This is a genomic window from Chryseobacterium hagamense (genome assembly GCF_007991455.1).
GTDB classification, from domain to species: domain Bacteria; phylum Bacteroidota; class Bacteroidia; order Flavobacteriales; family Weeksellaceae; genus Chryseobacterium; species Chryseobacterium hagamense.
Genome location: NZ_BJYJ01000017.1, coordinates 1 through 18,711, shown reverse-complemented (window position 1 = coordinate 18,711; position 18,711 = coordinate 1). Strand labels below are relative to the sequence as shown.

16 protein-coding genes are annotated in these 18,711 nt (G+C 43.5%); 5 read left to right on the top strand and 11 right to left on the bottom strand.

The genetic code is table 11. The annotated features are described in order from the left end of the window. Positions 1-350: 350 nt before the first annotated feature. The 4 genes from CHA01nite_RS14050 to dapA all read right to left on the bottom strand — a co-directional run bounded on the left by CHA01nite_RS14050 (position 351) and on the right by dapA (position 3,255). Positions 351-800, bottom strand: a complete 450-nt coding sequence (locus CHA01nite_RS14050; protein ID WP_146942423.1) for a response regulator — start codon at positions 798-800, stop codon at positions 351-353. Further along, positions 797-1,372 carry a helix-turn-helix domain-containing protein gene (locus CHA01nite_RS14045; RefSeq protein ID WP_146942477.1) on the bottom strand — a complete coding sequence of 192 codons (576 nt, stop codon included), beginning with the start codon at positions 1,370-1,372 and terminating at the stop codon, positions 797-799. Before CHA01nite_RS14045 ends, CHA01nite_RS14050 begins: the two co-directional genes overlap by 4 nt. Positions 1,373-1,644: 272 nt before the next feature. Further along, on the bottom strand, positions 1,645-2,157 hold the full coding sequence (locus tag CHA01nite_RS14040; RefSeq protein ID WP_146942421.1) for a GNAT family N-acetyltransferase: 513 nt from the start codon (positions 2,155-2,157) through the stop codon (positions 1,645-1,647). Positions 2,158-2,382: 225 nt separating this feature from the next. After that, positions 2,383-3,255 carry a 4-hydroxy-tetrahydrodipicolinate synthase gene (gene dapA, locus CHA01nite_RS14035; protein WP_146942419.1) on the bottom strand — a complete coding sequence of 291 codons (873 nt, stop codon included), beginning with the start codon at positions 3,253-3,255 and terminating at the stop codon, positions 2,383-2,385. Positions 3,256-3,418: 163 nt separating this feature from the next. On the opposite strand from dapA, the gene CHA01nite_RS14030 reads away from it, so the two are divergent. From CHA01nite_RS14030 to recO, 4 genes are read left to right on the top strand one after another with little or no spacing between them, the layout of a single operon-like run. Next, complete coding sequence (locus CHA01nite_RS14030) at positions 3,419-4,186, top strand: 5'-nucleotidase C-terminal domain-containing protein (RefSeq protein WP_146942417.1); 768 nt, start codon at positions 3,419-3,421, stop codon at positions 4,184-4,186. Continuing rightward, a complete protein-coding gene (locus CHA01nite_RS14025; protein ID WP_146942415.1) occupies positions 4,186-5,136 on the top strand; it encodes a bifunctional metallophosphatase/5'-nucleotidase in 951 nt (316 codons plus the stop codon). The genes CHA01nite_RS14030 and CHA01nite_RS14025 overlap by 1 nt, the downstream gene beginning before the upstream one ends. 2 nt (positions 5,137-5,138) lie before the next feature. After that, positions 5,139-7,424 carry a type IX secretion system anionic LPS delivery protein PorZ gene (porZ, locus tag CHA01nite_RS14020; RefSeq protein WP_174771830.1) on the top strand — a complete coding sequence of 762 codons (2,286 nt, stop codon included), beginning with the start codon at positions 5,139-5,141 and terminating at the stop codon, positions 7,422-7,424. After that, the gene (gene recO, locus CHA01nite_RS14015; RefSeq protein WP_146942413.1) at positions 7,424-8,110 is read left to right on the top strand and encodes a DNA repair protein RecO; all 687 of its coding nucleotides are present in this window, start codon (positions 7,424-7,426) and stop codon (positions 8,108-8,110) included. Before porZ ends, recO begins: the two co-directional genes overlap by 1 nt. Positions 8,111-8,626: 516 nt before the next feature. Here the strand turns inward: recO and CHA01nite_RS14010 are convergent. The 7 genes from CHA01nite_RS14010 to CHA01nite_RS13980 form a co-directional block, all read right to left on the bottom strand. After that, positions 8,627-11,293, bottom strand: a complete 2,667-nt coding sequence (locus tag CHA01nite_RS14010; protein ID WP_146942411.1) for an MGH1-like glycoside hydrolase domain-containing protein — start codon at positions 11,291-11,293, stop codon at positions 8,627-8,629. 213 nt (positions 11,294-11,506) lie between these two features. Beyond that, on the bottom strand, positions 11,507-12,316 hold the full coding sequence (locus CHA01nite_RS14005; protein ID WP_146942410.1) for a glucose 1-dehydrogenase: 810 nt from the start codon (positions 12,314-12,316) through the stop codon (positions 11,507-11,509). A gap of 534 nt (positions 12,317-12,850) precedes the next feature. Continuing rightward, positions 12,851-13,324: a GNAT family N-acetyltransferase gene (locus CHA01nite_RS14000; RefSeq protein WP_146942409.1), complete on the bottom strand. Its 474-nt coding sequence runs from the start codon at positions 13,322-13,324 to the stop codon at positions 12,851-12,853. Between the two features lie 3 nt (positions 13,325-13,327). Beyond that, positions 13,328-13,942 (bottom strand): DUF1684 domain-containing protein, encoded by a 615-nt coding sequence (locus tag CHA01nite_RS13995; protein WP_146942407.1) that lies wholly within the window; start codon positions 13,940-13,942, stop codon positions 13,328-13,330. Between the two features lie 45 nt (positions 13,943-13,987). Beyond that, positions 13,988-14,392 carry a hypothetical protein gene (locus tag CHA01nite_RS13990; protein ID WP_146942405.1) on the bottom strand — a complete coding sequence of 135 codons (405 nt, stop codon included), beginning with the start codon at positions 14,390-14,392 and terminating at the stop codon, positions 13,988-13,990. Between the two features lie 90 nt (positions 14,393-14,482). Further along, positions 14,483-15,985: a malate dehydrogenase (quinone) gene (mqo, locus tag CHA01nite_RS13985; RefSeq protein ID WP_146942403.1), complete on the bottom strand. Its 1,503-nt coding sequence runs from the start codon at positions 15,983-15,985 to the stop codon at positions 14,483-14,485. Positions 15,986-16,335: 350 nt separating this feature from the next. Beyond that, positions 16,336-17,373, bottom strand: a complete 1,038-nt coding sequence (locus tag CHA01nite_RS13980) for an NAD(P)H-dependent glycerol-3-phosphate dehydrogenase (RefSeq protein WP_146942401.1) — start codon at positions 17,371-17,373, stop codon at positions 16,336-16,338. A gap of 225 nt (positions 17,374-17,598) precedes the next feature. Between CHA01nite_RS13980 and CHA01nite_RS13975 the strand changes: the two genes are divergently transcribed. Beyond that, positions 17,599-18,618 carry a M23 family metallopeptidase gene (locus CHA01nite_RS13975; RefSeq protein ID WP_146942399.1) on the top strand — a complete coding sequence of 340 codons (1,020 nt, stop codon included), beginning with the start codon at positions 17,599-17,601 and terminating at the stop codon, positions 18,616-18,618. Positions 18,619-18,711: the final 93 nt, after the last annotated feature.

Genomic DNA, 18,711 nt, shown 5'->3' with positions numbered 1-18,711 from the left:
ACAAAATGAATTACGTTCCAACTTGTTATTATAAAAACTAACTGATATTTCGCCGAAGGTTAATAAATAAATATCTGGCCTTCAGACTATATTCAAGTTTTCATGATTGTACCGTTTTGTTTAAAGATCTCCTGCGCTTTTAATTGGAAATGTTATAATTCATTTTGTTTAAACTAACATTGTGATTAATATATGCAGTTTCGTTAGCGAAACTAATTTCCTGCAATCTGAAAGCCTGAAAATTATAAAAATTTCCGGAAACTTCTTGTATAAATTATCACTATTCTGTGAATATTATGACACAAAGATAATACAATAATCTTAACCGCAAAATAATTAACCTCTTTTTTTCACACTTTCATGATAAAATTATTCCTGCTCAATCCCGAGGTGTGAAACTGCCAGCAGATGATCATGAATTCGGTGAGTACTTTCTTAAGATCTGTGCCGGTATCAGGCTGCTGCATCACTACATGGGCACCGCATACAAAAATATACTCTTCTTCTTCCGGCGGTATTGCTGAAGCATACATTACCGTTATTACAGGATCGAATTCCGGATCTGCTTTCATTCTTTGTAAGCATTCCATCGCATCATCATCAGGAAAATCATATCTCAAAAACAGAACATCAGGAACGGTTCCGAGCTTATTTTCCATATGGTCTGACAGATCGTTCCCCGAATGAAATGAATGAACCCGGATCTCCATTTTCATTTCCTGAAATGCATTTTTAAACAGAACGTGCACTTCTTCCCTGGGATCAGCAACGGCAACATTCAGATATTCCTTGTTCATCATACTTTTGCGTATGGCCGGGCCGGATCTCCTGCAGCTTTTCTCCTGAGTATAATCTTTTGAAACCGGGATGGCGTCATGCCTGTGGTCTTTTTAAACTGTGCGCTCAGATGAGCAACACTGGAATAGTTCAGCCGGTGGGCAATTTCTGTAAGGGTATGCTGTCTGGCAATAATGAGCTCTTTTGCGTACTCAACTTTCTGAATGATAATGAAATTTTCAATTGAAATATAGGCATTTTCTGAAAAGAGATTGGAAAGGTAGCCATAGCTGTGGTTTAACTTTTCAGCAATATAGACGGATGTCTTTAAGGAAACAGGATCATCGGAGAACACCATTCCGGCAATAACATCCTTTATTTTCTGAACCAGGGCTGCTTTCTGGTTTTCTATAATTTCGATGCCGTAATTCTCCAGGTTTTTCCTGAAACTGTTGTGTAGGCTATTTGGGAAGGATTCGTACAATTCCACTTCTCCGAAATTCAGAATAAGGTATTTCAGGCCGTGTTCCCGGAGCTTATCCTCCAATACCTTCCTGCAGAGCATATTGAAATCAAATTTTACATACATTTTCATCATTGTATAAAAAATAAATTTTCTGTAAATATAATATGTATTCACGTTTTAATGAAATAAAAATCATAGAAATAGGTTAAAAAAAAATTCCTGCATTATTGATAAATACAGGAATTTAAACACTAAGGATGAAAAAAATATACTGATAAAAAGCTAAAAACAGCTTAGCACCAAGCATATGAATGTATTGTTATACGTGATTTGGTTCTGCAGCAAAGATACAAAATTTATATATCCCTTTTTATAGAATTATAATTTATTTTTATAAAATTTTAATCTTCGGGATTTCCTATGATAAATTCCATCAGATAATCATCCATGACAAAACCGTTTCCGATGTCAAAAACGCCTTCTTCATAGATCCTGAAGCCCTGGGATTCGTAAAAAGCCCTTGCCGGATTGTATTTGTTTACATTCAGAATAATCCGCAAATCACCATGGTCCGCTGTTTTTTCCTTTAAAAATTCCAAGGCGTATTTCCCTGCTCCTTTCCCTTTGCTTTCAGGGACCAGATAAATCCGGTGAAGCTTGGTTGTTTTTTCTTCATAGCCGTTCTCATAACCGATAAACCCGTCGTAGGAATCGCTGCTTTCATCTTTAATCAGATAATAATGATAACGTGGCTGCTGCAACTGATCCTTAATTTCTTCCGCCGAATACATGGTGGAAAGCATATATTCCATCTGTTCACCGGACAGGATGTCTTTATAAGCATGTTCCCAGGATTTTCTTGCCAGATCCCGGATTACGGCAATGTCTTTCTCCGTAGCCTTTATTAATTTCATTGAATGTTATTATTTATTTTTAATGAAGGGATTTTCTTTAAATATATTTTGCCCGCGAGGCTGCTGATGTATTTGGACAGGCTCCGCACCCCCGTTCCAGTCAGAACAAGATTCAATTAAAAAGGTGAAAAGCTTTGAACCTTTCACCTTTTTCTGTTTATTTTTAATTTAAAAATTACCTGAAAAATTCGCCATGCTCTGCAAAGCAAACCGACATTCTGATTTTTAAATGTTCGCCATTTCCGCTTTTATTCTGGCATACAGGTTTTCGGATGCAGGAACCAACGGTAACCGCAGGTAATTTTTCACAATGCCTTTTTCCGTTAGAACCGCTTTGATTCCGCATGGATTCCCTTCTGCAAAAATAAGTCTTGTGATTTCTACCAGCTTATTATGGATTTCGTATGCTTCCTTTACTTTACCGTCAAAAGCCAGCTGTACCATCGTCGAGAATTCCTTCGGATATCCCTGGGCAATTACGGAAATCACTCCATTTCCGCCGGCCAATGTTACAGGAAGCGTATATTCATCATCGCCCGATACCAGGTTAAAGCCTTCCGGTTTTTTTCTTAAAATATCGAAATACTGCAGAATGTTCGGAGCCGCTTCCTTGATCAGGAATAAGTTCGGAAATTCTTTTGCCAGACGCAAAGTGGTTTCTGCCTCAATATTCTGTCCGGTTCTGGAAGGAACATTATAAATGATGATATTCTTACCGGTGGATGCCAATGCTTTATAATGCTGGTAAAGCCCTTCCTGATTGGGTTTATTGTAATAAGGGGATACCGACAGCACCGCTTCGAATGCAGATAAGTCCGCTTCTTCAATCTGCTTCTTTACTTCCAGAGTATTATTCCCACCGATTCCCAGAACCAGGGGAACACGTTTACCGTTAACCTTAATGATGTGCTCAATTACCTGCTTCTTTTCCTCTCCAGAAAGCGTTGCCGCCTCCGCTGTAGTCCCCAGCACCACTAAATAATTGGTTCCGTTTTCGATGTTGTAGTCTACCAGTTTGGTAAGACTGTCAAAATCCACGGATAAATCTTCATTAAAGGGCGTTACCAATGCAACACCTACTCCTTTTAAAATGCTCATCTGTTAGAATTATTTTTGTCAAATTTAATAATTTACGATAAGAATTTCTAATAATTACTAATGTTTTATTATACATATAATTATATTTGCATAGACTAAGAACAGGATAAAACCGCCGCCGGAAAAAACCGGCAGCTCCTCCTGTAATGATAATTTGCTGTATATGAAAAATAAATTCTTGTTATTAGGAATTGCCCTGGCTGCCCTATCCGGCTGTAAGACGGCTTCAACGGCCCCTTCCATGCACCTCGGAAAAGTGGAGATCCGGAAGAATATTTCTATTAATAATGAGCTGAAGAATGATGAGGCGTTTGTAAAAACCATCGCACCTTACAAGCAGAAGCTGGATAAGGAGATGAGCCAGAAGATCTCGCACACCAGTGTGGATCTTACCAAACAGGGCGACAACAGCAATCTCGGTAATCTTTTGGCTGACTATACCTTCGACGGGGCCAACGAATGGGCAAAAAAAAACCTGCAGAAAAATATCGATGCCGCACTGATTAACATCGGCGGAATCCGTACGACGATCGGCAAGGGCGATATCCTCCTGAAAAGCGTATTTGAGGTGATGCCTTTTGAAAATGAAGTGATTATCGTAAAAATGAAGGGGACCGACCTTCAGGGATTATTTGATTATTATGCCAACCGGCAGGTAAACAATCCGGTATCCCATTTGTACATTGAGACCGATAACGGACAGCCCACCAAAACCCTGATCAACGGAAAAGCCGTAAATCCCAACCAGGATTACTACATTGCCACCTCCGATTATCTGGCCCTGGGCGGCGACAATATGAAATTCTTCTCCAAAGGGGAAATGATCCCGACAGGCCTTAAGCTAAGGGATCTTTTTATCGATTACTTCAAAAAAAATCCTGAAGTGTCAGCTCCTGCAGACGTACGTTTAAATTTTACCGGTAAGAAATAATGGACAGAAAAAGTTTTTTAAAAGCAATAAGCGGCGGAACCTTAGCAATGGCTTTGGCTCCCAATATGATGATGGCCGAAGAACTGAAGGTTGCGGATCTGAAATCCGCCAATAAACTGACCATCCTTCATACCAACGACCAGCACAGCAGGATCGAACCCTTTGATGCCAGCTATACCCGGAATCCCAATCAGGGAGGTTTTGCCAGAAGGGCCAGCCTGATCCAGCAGATCAGAAGCCAGGAACCTAACCTTCTGCTTCTGGACTCGGGAGATATTTTTCAGGGAACTCCTTATTTCAATTTTTTCGGGGGAGAACTGGAGTTTAAGCTGATGTCTATGATGAAGTACGATGCGTCTACCATGGGAAACCATGATTTCGACAACGGGCTGAACGGATTCCTGAAAGTACTTCCGAATGCCCAGTTCCCTTTTATCTGCTCCAACTATGATTTTAAAAATACCGTGCTGGACGGTAAAACGTCGCCTTACAAGATCTTCAATAAAAACGGGATCAAAGTAGGGATTTTCGGCGTAGGCATCAAGCTGGACGGGCTGGTAGGAAAAAAGCAATACGGCGAAACCGTTTATTCGGATCCGGTAGAGGTCGCGCAGCACTATTCCCATTTCCTTAAAAACGAACAGAAATGTGATCTTGTGATCTGCCTTTCGCACATCGGCTACGAATATGAAGACGAGCCGGATAAACTTAATGATAAAATTCTGGCCTCCAAAACAGAAAATATAGATCTCATCCTCGGGGGACATACCCATACCTTTTTACCGGAACCTCAGACCTTTACCAACAGAGCAGGTAAAAATGTCCTGGTCAACCAGGTAGGATGGGCAGGGCTTCTCCTGGGCAGGATCGATTTCTTTTTCGATTCAGATAAAAACATAAACCGTATTTCCTGGAATAACCAGGTGATCGACAGCAGCATAATCGCATAAGCATGAAAAAACTCTCTTTAATTTCTCTTGGTATTTTAGCATCCCTGCACGTTGCAAATGCACAGACTATTTCTTCAAAAAAATGGGCGGACTTATTTTCCTACAATAACGTCCTGGCCATGAAGGAAGATAATGGAAAAATAGTTGCAGCGGCGGAAAGCGGAATATTTTATTATACCATTTCCACCGGCGAAATTACCAAGCTGTCCAAAGCAAACGGACTGCATGAAGTGAAGATTTCAGCTTTTGACTATAACCCGCAAACCAAAACCGGGCTGGTAGGCTACCAAAACGGCTCGATGGACGTCATTACGCCGGATGGCATTACCTATGTCGTGGACATTCCTATTGCCACCGGCTACAACGGAAGCAAAAAAATCAGCCACATTTCCATTACCGGAGATCTGGCCGTGATTTCCGTAGGTTACGGAGTTTCTATTTTCGACCTGAGGAAAAAGGAGTTTAAAGATTCAGCATTCTTTCTTTCCGGCGGCTTATACGAAGCTAGTAATGAAGCCACTATTTTCGGTAATAAAGTCTATGCTGTGACCAATACCGGCTTAAAAAGCCATGAAATGAATACCAATTTTCCCGTTTATACCACATGGACGACGGAGATGCCGGGTTCATTCAAACATATCGATTCGGAAGGGGTTTTAAGTTTTTCGTCCGCTACTACCGCTTATGTGTCCAACGGCGGAACACCGGTTCCGATTGCCCAGCCATTCACCAATGTGCATGATGTGGTAGTTACCTCAGGCAGTATTATTGTAACCGATCTCAGCAGGATCTATACTTTCAATACCAACGGAACATTCAACAACAATGTCACTTTCGGGGAAGAATGTAACACCGCTACTAAAGTTGGAAACAGTGTATACGGAGGAACCATTATGTCAGGAATTAAAAATGAAGCCGGAAACTCCTTCAGGCCGGACGGCCCGTATTTAAATTTTGCCTATAAACTGAACGTTTACGGGGATAATCAGATTCTGGTTTCTACCGGAGCAAGGGAAAACAGGTTCAATACCCCGGTAGCCAATACCAAAAATCCGGGATTTTATTATTTCAACGGAGCCGAATGGATCCACCCTTCTTATTTTAAGCCGGACACCAACATCTTCAATGTCCTGGATGTAATGGCCGACCCGGTAAACCCCAATGAGGTTTTCCTCGCAAACTACACATTTGACAGCAACCGCGGGGTTTACAAGATGAAATATGACGCAGGCAGCAAAGACTTTACCTTAGTTAAAAGGTACAATCTGGGCACGGAAGATATTTATACCATGAGGCCTGTGGGCTTTGCTTCTGATGAGGTAAACAACGTATTCGTATCCATTGGTTTTGCCAATGACGGACCGCCTACCGGGGCGTATGTGGCCATCGGCGGTTACGACCGGGCAACGGACAATTTCCTGATCAGAAATGCAGCCCAGAACTTCGGGGCAGCACAAAAACCGCTGTATCAGGACGGGCTGCTTTGGCTTCCCAACCCGAGAACCAATAATTTTATCGCCTATGATGCCAAAAAGACCATCAATACTTCTGACGATAAGGAATATATTTTAACCCAGGCTAACGGTTTTGCTGCGACTTCCGGAGGTACGCTTTCCGTAGCCATTGATAAATCCGGAGATGCCTGGATCGGTGGCGATATAGGCCTGCGGGTACTTCCCGATGCGGCCACTGCCATCAAGACACCGGCAACTGCCAAAGTAGAACCGGTTATCATTGAGCAGAACGGGTTGGGAGAAGAGCTTTTCCGTGACGGGCAGATCCTGCAGATTGAAGTGGATGCCGGCGACCATAAGTGGGTTTCTGTAGATGGCGGAGGCGTTTATTATTTATCGGCAGACGGCCAGCAGACCATCAAGCATTTTACCAAAGAAAATTCCCCGCTCCCGACCAATACCATTACCGACATCAAAGTCGATAAGAAAACGGGGAAAGTTTATTTTGCTTCCTACGACGGAATTATAACCTATCAGGGGGATGTTTCGGATGTGACCTCCGATTTCGGAAATGTTATGGTTTACCCGAATCCTGTGGTTTATTCCAATTTTAAAGGAAAAGTTACCATTAAAGGCCTTGCTGAAGTGAGTAACATCCGGATCGTGGATGCTACGGGAAATATCGTGCATTCGGCGGTGGCAAGAGGCGGATATTACGAATGGGATCTCAACAATCAGCGGGGGCAGCGTGTGGCATCCGGGGTTTATTTTGTGCTGATGACCAATGAAGACGGAAGCGATAAGGCAACGGCAAAAATTGCTGTGGTAAATTAATGAATTCACAGAACGGATTTTTATTATCCTACATAAAATATGGCGAAAACGATGCGGTACTGCATTGTTTCACCGAAGAAGAAGGGTTTCAGTCTTATTTCTTAAAAGGAATATACACCAAAAAGAATAAGAAAAAAGCCCTTCTTCTGCCGTTAAGCAAACTCAACTTTTCCCTGAACCCTTTAAAAGGGAACGGCATCCAGACCATTTCAAAATTCGAAATGGTAAAAAGCAATGATATCTATACGGACATCCGGTGCAATACCGTTGTCTTTTTTATTTCGGATTTCCTGAACCAGAACCTGCGGCATGAAAATAAGAACCATACGATTTTCTTTTGCCTTGAAGAATTTATCGATGAGCTGCAGGACGGAAATTACCAGTCGCATCTTATCTTGCTCATGAAAATCCTGAAAATCCAGGGGGTCGCTCCGCTGGTTAATGACAGCAGGTACCTTGATCCTGAAACCGGAACATTTACTTCAGAAATCATGCACCAGATGTTTACTGAAGAAATTTCCGCGGTCTGGAAAAGCATTCTTACAGCAGCAGACCCTTACCGTATGAAAATTCCTGCAAGGTTCCGTAAAGATTTTTTAGACAGTGTGCTGGTCTATTACCACTATCATATTACAGAATTTAAAATCCCGGCCTCCCTGGAAGTGATCCAGCAGATCTTTGAATGATATAACGCAAATTCAACCCTATTTATTTAAGCAGAAATTGGATCAACAGCCTGGAAGAGGGATGCCGGATACCGGAAGTTTCTCCTGTGGAAAACAGGATCAAAGGTCTTGATGATCAAACTGAATATTTAGTCATTCTGACAGAGGACGTTATTATTTAATTCTGAATTAATAACCCTCCATGATTCATTTTCAACAAAGGCAGAATTTGTACTGTTTTAAAGTCCCGCAGGAACGGCTTTCTACAGGATAGGATAAAACCCTATCAAAAGTGGGAACCATTGATTAACCTACAAAGCGTCATTCGATTTGAAAATCCAGACGAAATTAGCTTCAACTAATTAAATCACTGAATATAAATCAAATACAATCTAATTTACGTTAGAGTAATAAATGTTTTCACCTGGTGATCCATCCCTTCGATTTGCTAACAACACAACGACCTCCAGCATCCGGCTTCATTCCTCCATCGGTTTGATCTGATTTCCTCTTCAGGTCTATATTAAGATACGCCTGTTATTTCTTTTCAGCACCGGAATCCTCCGGCATTTCGGTTTCGGATTCGGCAATCTGTTTTTTGGAGAAACGGGGCATCAGGATTTTGGCAATCAGGCCGGTCCAGCCGGTTTGGTGGGAAGCCCCTGCCCCACGGCCGTTATCGCCATGGAAATATTCATAAAACAGGATATAATCCTTGAAATCCGGATCGGTCTGGAATCTCGGGTACTGCCCGTTGAAAGGCCGTTTCCCGTTTTCATCCATTAAAAATAATTTCGAAAGCCTATGGCTTAAAGCATCTGCAATTTCATCCAGATTGGCATATTTTCCGCTTCCTGTAGGAAACTCCACCAGGAAATCCGGGCTGTAATAAAAGAAAAACCGCTGCAGGCTTTCAATGATCAAGAAGTTGATCGGGAACCAGATCGGCCCGCGCCAGTTGCTGTTGCCGCCGAACATTCCGCTGTCGCTTTCCGCAGGCATGTATTTTACGGTGTAATCCGTGCCGTTCACCGTCATGGTATAAGGATTTTCTTCATATTCCTTCGATAAAGCACGGACGCCATAGTCGCTAAGGAATTGGTTGGGATCCAGCATCCTGCTTAACAGTCTTTTCAGGCGGTGGCCCCGCAAAAGTGACAATAAATGTTTAGACTCGTCGCCTTTCACTTCCCAATGGGAAACCAGGGCTGCCAGTTCCGGCTTGTTTTCCAGCACCCAATTCATCCTCGCTTTAAAATTAGGCAGCTTTTCGATCATTTCGTCATCAATCACCTCAACGGCAAACATTGGGATCAGCCCTACGATGGTCCGCAATTTCAGGTACATGTGGTTGCCGTCGTTTGAAGCAATGGCATCATAAAAGAATTCGTCCTGCTCGTCCCAGAGGCTGAAACATTCTTCACCCATATTGTCAAGGGAATTCGCGATCGCCAGGAAATGTTCAAAGAATTTCATGGCCATTTCTTCATAAATGGTATTGTAAAGAGCCAGTTCAAGGGCGATCCGCATCATATTCAGGGCAAACATGGCCATCCAGCTGGTACCGTCCGACTGTTCCAGGTGTTCTCCGTCCGGCAGCGGTGCATTCCGGTCAAAAACCCCGATGTTATCGAGCCCCAGAAATCCGCCTTCGAAGATATTGTTCCCGTTATGATCCTTTTTGTTCACCCACCAGGTAAAGTTCATCAGCAGTTTCTGGAAAGCACTTTCCAGGAATTCAAGATCGGGTTTCCGGTTCAGGTATTCATCGATTTTAAAAACCCTGAACACCGCCCAGGCATGGACCGGCGGATTCACATCACTGAAATCCCATTCGTAGGCAGGAAGCTGACCGTTCGGATGCATATACCATTCAAAAAGGAATAATTTGAGCTGTTGCTTGGCAAAACCAGGGTCGATCAGTGAAAAGCTGATGGTATGGAAAGCCAGGTCCCAGGTCGCATACCAGGGATATTCCCATTTATCGGGCATCGAGATGATATGATCATTATTAAGGTGCTTCCATTCGGAATTCCGGATTTTTGCACGGGATTTAGCAGGGGGAATTTCACCGGGGTCGCCTTTCAGCCATTTTTCAACATTGTAATGGTAAAACATTTTGTTCCACAGCATGCCGGCAAAGGCCTGGCGCTGGACCAGCTTTTCATCATCGGTTTTTATGCCGCACTGGATATCGGCATAGAATTCATCTGCCTCCTGCTGCCTTAAATGGAAAGCAGCCTCAAAATCGGCAAAAGGATCTTTCAGGTCTTTGTCGGACAGCCTGAATTCAAAAACCTTTGTTTCTCCGGCCTTAAAAGTCTCATCAATAAAAAACGATGCTTTTGTCCCGGAATCTTTAGGATTAACCGCCTGTGAATTGCCGTTGATTACAAAATCGTTGATGCCGTCTTTGGTATATTTCGAAGCGTTGGAAGATTGGTAAAGCCTTTCGTTATTGGTTTCATTGTCGCAAAACAGTACTTTTTCAGATTGCCTGGCATAGAAATTTTTAATTTCCAGGTCTTTATGGTTGATTTTTATAATTTGTGCATCTTCGGAATTCATCTGTGGCCGGTAATCATTATAGCCCCAGCTCCAGGTATTCCGAAACCACAGGGTAGGCAGTATCACCAGCGGTGCTTCCTTTCCGGATTTATTAATAACCGTCAGTTTTACCAGGATATCGTCCTGACTTTCCTTGGCATATTCTATAAAAATATCGAAGTATTCATTCCGGTCAAAGATTCCGGTATCGATCAGTTCGTATTCGGGTTCCTGCCGGGAACGTTCGCCATTGATGCGGATCAGATCGTCATACGGGAAAGCGTTCTGAGGATATTTATAGAGCATCTTCATATAGGAGTGCGTGGGGGTCCCATCCAGGTAATAAAAATATTCCTTCACATCTTCCCCATGGTTGCCCTGTTTGTTAGCGAGCCCGAAAAAGCGTTCCTTCACGATTTTATCCTTTCTGTTCCAGAATCCGACGGAGAACACCAGTTTCTGAAAGTCGTCGCAGATCCCGCAAATTCCTTCTTCGCCCCAACGGTAGGTTTTGGCTTCCGCGATATCGTGGTTGGTATACGTCCAGGCTGTACCGTCCGGACTGTAGTCTTCCCGTACCGTACCCCATTCGCGGTTGCTGACGTAAGGCCCCCATTTCTTCCAGGTAACGTCGGATAATCTTTGTTTTTCTTTCATGTGTCAGAAGTGATGAATGATGATTGATAAATAATCATCGGTGAAGTGAATGTTTTACCGCTGGTTCTCATCTCATCTGACGGCAAAACAAGTGTTTGTCTTAAGGCTGAGATGCGCCCCGGATTGAGCGGCCTGTCTGAGCTCTTTTTGTAAGCCCGGAACAAGCCACGGCACAAAAAAGCGAGTAGTGAAAGCCGGAAATGTGCGCCCAAGTTATCCTCCGGTAGAAAAGCTTTCGAAAGTCGTCATTCCGCCATCGATGAAAATGCTGGCCCCGGTAATATAGTCTGCCTGGTCGCTGGCAAGGAATACCGCCAGGTTTCCGATATCCTGAGGCTGACCGATCCGGTTGTAAGGAATGAGGGTCATTAACGAATTCAATGCTTCCGGTGTGCTCCATGCCCCTTTGTTGATCGGCGTCTGGATGGCGCCCGGGCAAATGGAGTTCACGCGGATCCGGTCGGCGCCGTATTCCTGGGCCAAAGTCTGCATCAGCATGCGGATGGCCCCCTTGCTGGCGGCATAATTGGCGTGTCCTGCCCATGGAATGACTTCGTGAACCGAACTGATGTGAATGATTTTACCACAGGCCACCGAGCGTGAGGTATCGATTCCACGGCGGAGGAATTCTTTGATTGCTTCCCGTGCGCATAAAAACTGTCCCGTAAGATTAATGCCGATGACCGTATTCCACTGATCAAGGGTCATTTCGGTGAATCTGGCGTCTTTCTGGACCCCGGCGTTATTGACAAGAATATCCACCGTTCCGAACTGTGAAACAACTTCACTGAACATTCTGATAACCTCTTCCTCTTTGGAAACATCGCACTGCCAGGTAATTCCGCTTCCTCCGGCATCGGTGATTTCCTTTAAGACCGCTTTGGCTTCATCCGATGAATGTTCCGAAGAATGGTTGACAATAACTGTGGCACCGGCCGCACCCAATGATTTTGCAATTCCTGAACCGATTCCGCTGGAGGCGCCTGTAATGATGGCCACCTGATTGTGAAGAGAGATTTCCATATTGATGTTTTGATGTTACCCAAATTTAGCAGAAAGTTTCACGCCAAACCCGAAAAACAGGGATTAAAATTTATTAAAGTTTTTACAAACGGCGATTCCTTTGAGGTGAATGGTGAATTCCTGCGGGTACATATGCTGCGCTGACGAATGGTCAATGGTCAGTTCCTGCGGGTGAATCCGCTACGCTTATCAATTTTATCCTGATTTTTGATTGCCATTCACTTGCGGAGCGAAATTCACCATTGACGATTCACATTTAAAAACCACCCCGTTAAAAATTCTTTGAATTTTCGCCACCCCTCCGGAGGAGGGGAATTGCGGTGAAGGGCATCAGTTCCAGTCTTTTGATGGTTGGTAGAATTGTAAACGGCGATTCCTTTGAGGTGAATGGTGAATTCCTGCGGGTACATTTGTTGCGCTGGCGAATGGTCAATGGTCAGTTCCTGCGGGTGAATCCGCTACGCTTATCAATTTTATCCTGATTTTTGATTAACCATTCACTTGCGGAGCAAAATTCACCATTCACCGATCGGTTTAAATACTTTTAGACATCAGATACTGCGGCCCGCTTCTGCCCATTCTTGTCTTGCCCGTATACCGGTATCCTACTTTTTCGTAAAGCCTGTAAGCGGAAACATTATTTTGGTTAACGGCAAGAACAATTTCACGGCAGTTTTTGAAATGTTCACGCACAAAGCCATCTGCTTCGATCATGGCCGATTTTCCTATTCCTTTGCCCTGCATTTCAGGATGAATGGATAAAGAACGTAATAAAACCGAATCCGGGTGACTGGTAAGTTCCGTTTTATCTTCCCCAAAGTCCAGCGTGAAAAATCCGGCAGGCACGTCGCTGTTGAAAACCGTGACCGGAAATTCAAGCCCGGTATTCCGGTCGGCTATTCTTTTGAGCGCATCGGCTGCAGAGGAAGTGTACTGCAGCTGGATTTCATCCAGTGCATAATCGACACCGGAAAAATCTTCGTCTTTAAAAAATTGCAGTCTGACCATCTTTTAATGGTGATAAATATCTTCGTACATCACTCCCGCCCGGATTTCAATTGGCAGCCTGTTTTCTTCAGGGACTACCGGACAATTATAGTCATACGCATTATAGGCGCAGTACGGCTGGTAGGATTTATTAAAATCCAGAATGACGGTATTGCCTTTGGGAATGGTTAAATCCATATATTTCCCGCCGCCATAGGTTTCCTTTTCATTGGTGGCGTCACGGAACGGGAGGAACAGATAATTCATGTATTTTTTCTGTTTGATCAGATCCTGGCTTTGATATAAAGTCAGTGTATAGGATTTCCCATCCAGGATAAAATTGGCTTTTCCATATTCTTTATACGCTTTTGTTTTCCCGGAAGAGGTCGGCAGGTCAAAAGGTTCTGCATTTTCCGTTTTTGTAAATTTTGCCGCGATCCTGTATTTCATATCAACCGGAAAGAAAGGATGTTCTTTAAAATGGGTAAAATTATCGCCTCTTAAAGGCGTTTCTTTGGGATTACGGTATTCTGCATTCAGCTCCTGCTGAAATTTTTTAATTTCGGATTCTTCTTTAGATACCTTCTGTGAGAAAAACAGCGAAGGGATGAACAGGAACAAAAACAGGTATTCTTTCATGACAGAGACGAATTGGTGTCAATCAGTTTAATGATCATTGATAATTTAGATATAGGATTCTGAAATTTTTACCCGGTAGATATCAGACGAATTCCTCTTGATGGATTCCACAAAGAAACCGCCTTCTTCAGGGATTATTTCTTTGAGATCAAAGCTTTTGCAGCCTTTCGGCAAACCTGAAAAAACGAGGGTAAACCAGAAATCCCGCATAAAAGGAACCGGCGTCCAGTTGGGATAAATGGTAATATTTTCTGCATGGATGAGCTTACTCCGGTGTTCCGACTGGTTATCGAAAAGGTAAGTGGACTGCCAGATCCGGATAAGATTTCCCAGAAACGGGGCAGCGGGAAAACAGCAATGCACAATCACCTGCTGTTCCTCTTCTACTTTTGCCTGAAGGGATTCCAGTAATTCTTTAACGATAATGGGTTTTACAATGGTTTCGGACATTGATAAAAGAGTAACAGGTAATGATGAACGGTCAATTATTCTTCAAATATCAATTTTCTGATTCACAATTGACCATTCACCATTCACATTTTAATATTCCAGTTCTAATTTTTCTTTGGAGTAATCCCTTACTTTCCGGGTAAGCTCCGGGTTGCCGGCTAATTTCTGGCCGTATGACGGTACCATTTCCAGCAGTTTTTCCTTCCATTCGCCGTGAAGTTTTTCAGGAAAACATTTTTCCAGGACATTCAGCATGGCGTAAACGGCAGTGGAGGCGCCCGGCGAAGCTCCCAATAAAGAAGCGATTGTTCCTTTCCTGTTCACGACGACTTCGGTTCCGAATTCCAGCTTCCCGCCGTCTTTCTGATCTTTTTTGATAACCTGAACCCTTTGTCCGGCCACTTTCAGCTCCCAGTCTTCTTCTTTGGCATCTTTGACGAATTCCCTCAGATGCTGTATGCGCTGGGCTTTATTCATGGCGACCTGCTGTATCAGGTATTTCGTCAAAGGAATATTGTGCCACCACGCCCCGAACAGGGACCGTAAATTTTTGGTATTCACGCTTTCCGGAAGATCCAGGTAGCTTCCTTCTTTTAAAAATTTGGTTGAGAATCCGGCAAACGGCCCGAACAGCAACGCTTTTTCACCATCGATAATTCTCAGGTCAAGGTGAGGAACCGACATGGGCGGAGCGCCCACCGTAGCCTGGGTATAAACCTTCGCCTGGTGTTTTGCGACCAGCTCCTGGTTGTGGGTCACCAGCCATTGTCCGGAAACCGGAAAACCGCCGTAGCCTTCGCTTTCCTCAATATCCGAGCTGTCCAGCAACGGCAGGGCATACCCTCCTGCTCCGATGAATACAAAGTCTGCTTCCACCTCCTGTTTATGATTATTGATCCGGTCTTTCACCTTCATCTCCCAGGTGCCGTCTTCTTTCGGATCGATGTCTTTTACTTCATGGTACAGAAACACTTCCACATTGGAATCTTCCACCAGGTGCCGTCCCATTTTCCGGGTCAGGGTTCCGAAGTTCACATCGGTCCCCAGATCCATTTTGGTTGCGGCCAATACTTCCGACTGATTTCTCTTCTGCATCACTAAAGGAATCCATTCCCTCAGTTTATCGTGGTCCGTTGTGAATTCCATTCCCTGGAAAAGAACGGATGCTGACATTTTATCGTGTCTCTTTTTCAGATATTCGGCATCCTTCTCCCCGAAGACCAGGCTCATATGCGGACAGGAATTGATGAAATCTTTAGGGCTTCTGACGTATCCCTTTGTTACAAGGTAAGACCAGAACTGCTTGGAGATTTCAAACTGCTCGGCAATGCTTTCCGCTTTGGAAATATCAATGGAGCCGTCGGGTTGTTCAGGAGTATAATTCAGTTCACAAAATGCAGAATGCCCGGTTCCTGCATTGTTCCAGGCGGAGGTACTCTCCTTGGCAAACCGGCCTAATCTTTCGAAGATGGCAATTTCAAGATTCGGATCAAATTCATGAAGCAAAGTGGCCAGGGTGGCACTCATGATGCCTCCCCCGATTAAAACCACATCGTATTTGGGTTTGGGTGTTCTGCTGATAAGCTGTGACATAAACTATATTTTATATCAAATTTCGGGAAAAGTTTTAACAAACAACAGGTCTTTGTTAAATTTTAACACCTGACTTTCCCTGAAAATACAAGTTTTTATTATGCCATCAATTCCAATGGAAATTATCAATAGCTAACCATTGAAACGATTAATCATTATGGAATAATTAAAGCAGGACTTAAATATTATGAAAAAAGCAGGACGCATTGATATGGATGGCACGCATTTCATTGGACGGCATTCCATGCAGGTTAATTTGATTGTACCTGATTCTGAGGTAAGCCGCTGTTAGGTTTTAAGTAATATTTTTTTAACCGATCAATTCTTTAAGATCAGATGGGATGAAATCATTAATCCAGCTTGGCCGTCAGTTTTTTGAATTGTTTTTCTGCATTTTTGCCTTCATAGAGGATACTGTAGATGGTATCCACGATCGGAAGTTTCAATCCTTTTTCCTTTGAGGTTTTGTAAATGGAATCGGCAGCGTAATATCCCTCCGCGACCATGTTCATCGACTGGATCGCAGATTTTACGGTATACCCTTTACCGATCAGGTTTCCGAGATTCCTGTTTCTTGAGAACAGGGAATATGCCGTTACCAGTAAGTCCCCAAGATAGGCACTTTCATTCACATCCCGCGGTGCTTCGTAAATGGCTTCCAGGAACGTTTCCATTTCACGGATGGCGTTGGAGACGAAAACCGCCGTAAAGTTATCCCCGTAGCCCAGGCCGCTGGCAATACCGGCACCGATAGCAAAAATATTTTTCAGGATGGCGCTGTATTCATTTCCCAGCAGATCCTTGCTGGAATGCATCTTGATAAAATCCGAATTGAAAATATTCACCAGTTTCGTGGAAACCTCCTCTTCTACCGTAGCAACCGTAAGATAGGAAAGCCTTTCCATGGCCACTTCTTCGGCATGGCAGGGGCCCGCGATCACTGCCTGGTTGCGGAAACCAATTTTGAATTCATCCCTCAGGTAATGTGCCACCACGTCATTCACTTTAGGAATGATTCCTTTGATGGCGGAAACGAAAATTTTATCGGTACAGCCACACGTCATCTTTTCCATCGTATCCGAAAGATAAATGGAAGGGGTCGCAAGCACAACGACCTCACAGGCGGAAACGAGTTCATTGATATCTGTTGTCAGCTTTAAATTTTTAAGGTTAAAATTTACTGCCGTAAGGTAAGTGGGATTATGGCCCCTCTGCTCGATAGCGCCCTTTACATACTCATTCCTTACGCACCAATGGACCACTTTACAGTTTTCCACCAGCATTTTCACAATAGCCGTAGCGAAACTTCCGCTTCCTACCACCCCTACCGGAAGGTCATTTTTATTTTTTTTCGGATTCGATTCTGTACTGGTTTTCTTTTTAGCCATAATAGAAATGTGAACTGCAAATATATTAAAACAAAGATGGAAGAAAAATGTTTAGGGACATGATAAAATCCATTTTATGTTAAATTAACACTTCTGCACAATTAAATATTTAAACTGCCGTTAATTAGCAGGATGCCTAAAGTTCTGTTAAAAATATGCCTTAAAGTTTATTTTTAATTAAATTTGCGGGCTTAAACCGTTTTGTAATTGACTAAGAGAAGAAAAATGAAGAGATTTCTAAGCCGTAAAAAGAACGTAAATGTGCTTCTGGGAGGCCTTTTGCTAGTAGTTTTTGCCCAGGGGATTTTCATTGCCAAGCTGTATTCCGAGAAAGATGACAGAAACTATGAAGTAAACCTTGTGAAGATCAACACCGAAAAAGACAGTGTGGATTATTTAAAGATGAAAACCGATCTTACACTAATGGATCAGACCGTTGCCGAGCTGAATTCTTTCCTTAAATCCAAGGATGTTCCGAGCGAAAAAGTAACGATTCTCAGCAAAGACAGCATTTCGAATTCCGTTTATCTTGCCAAGCAGGCCAACCGGTACAGCCAGTACCTGATGAACCTTCAGAATAAGCTGTTGCAGGTGCCGCTGGGAATGCCGACCGAAGGGTATATTTCCTCCAACTTCGGGGTCAGGAAAAACCCGATTCCTTTTAAAACCGTTTTCGCTGCTGTAAAAACCGGTAGTACTGCAAAGCCGGCTGTTGTAGCCGCTGCCGCTCCTGAAGTAAAGGCTGAGCCTGTGGAAAAGATCATTGAAGTAACAGACAGCTACGGAAATAAAAGGGAAGTTAAAGTGATGGTGACTCCGAAAGCGGCCTCTTCAGGCCCCGCTCCTGCGACAGCCAATACTTCCTCAAAAGCAGTTGCTGCTAATACTGACAAGCCGGCTGAGAAAAACAATCCGCCTGCCGAAGCCGACCAGATGCAGTTTCACAAAGGGCTGGACATTGCCGTTGCCTTCGGTTCCGATGTAATTGCCACTGCTGCGGGCACCGTAATTTTCTCCGGACAGAAAGGCGGTTATGGAAACTGTGTGATTGTTTCCCACGGAAACGGACTGGCCACGCTGTACGGACATTTATCCCAATTGGTGGCAAAGGTAAACGATAAGGTAAAAGTAGGACAAGTGATTGCCAAATCCGGAAATTCAGGACGTTCCACCGGACCTCATCTTCATTATGAAGTGCACAAAAACAATACGCCGGTCAATCCGAAGCTGTTTATGAATCTGTAACTGGCTTATGGCTTATGGCTTATGGCTTATGGCTTATGGCTTATGGCTTATGGCTTATGGCTTATGGCTTATGGCTTATGGCTTATGGCTTAT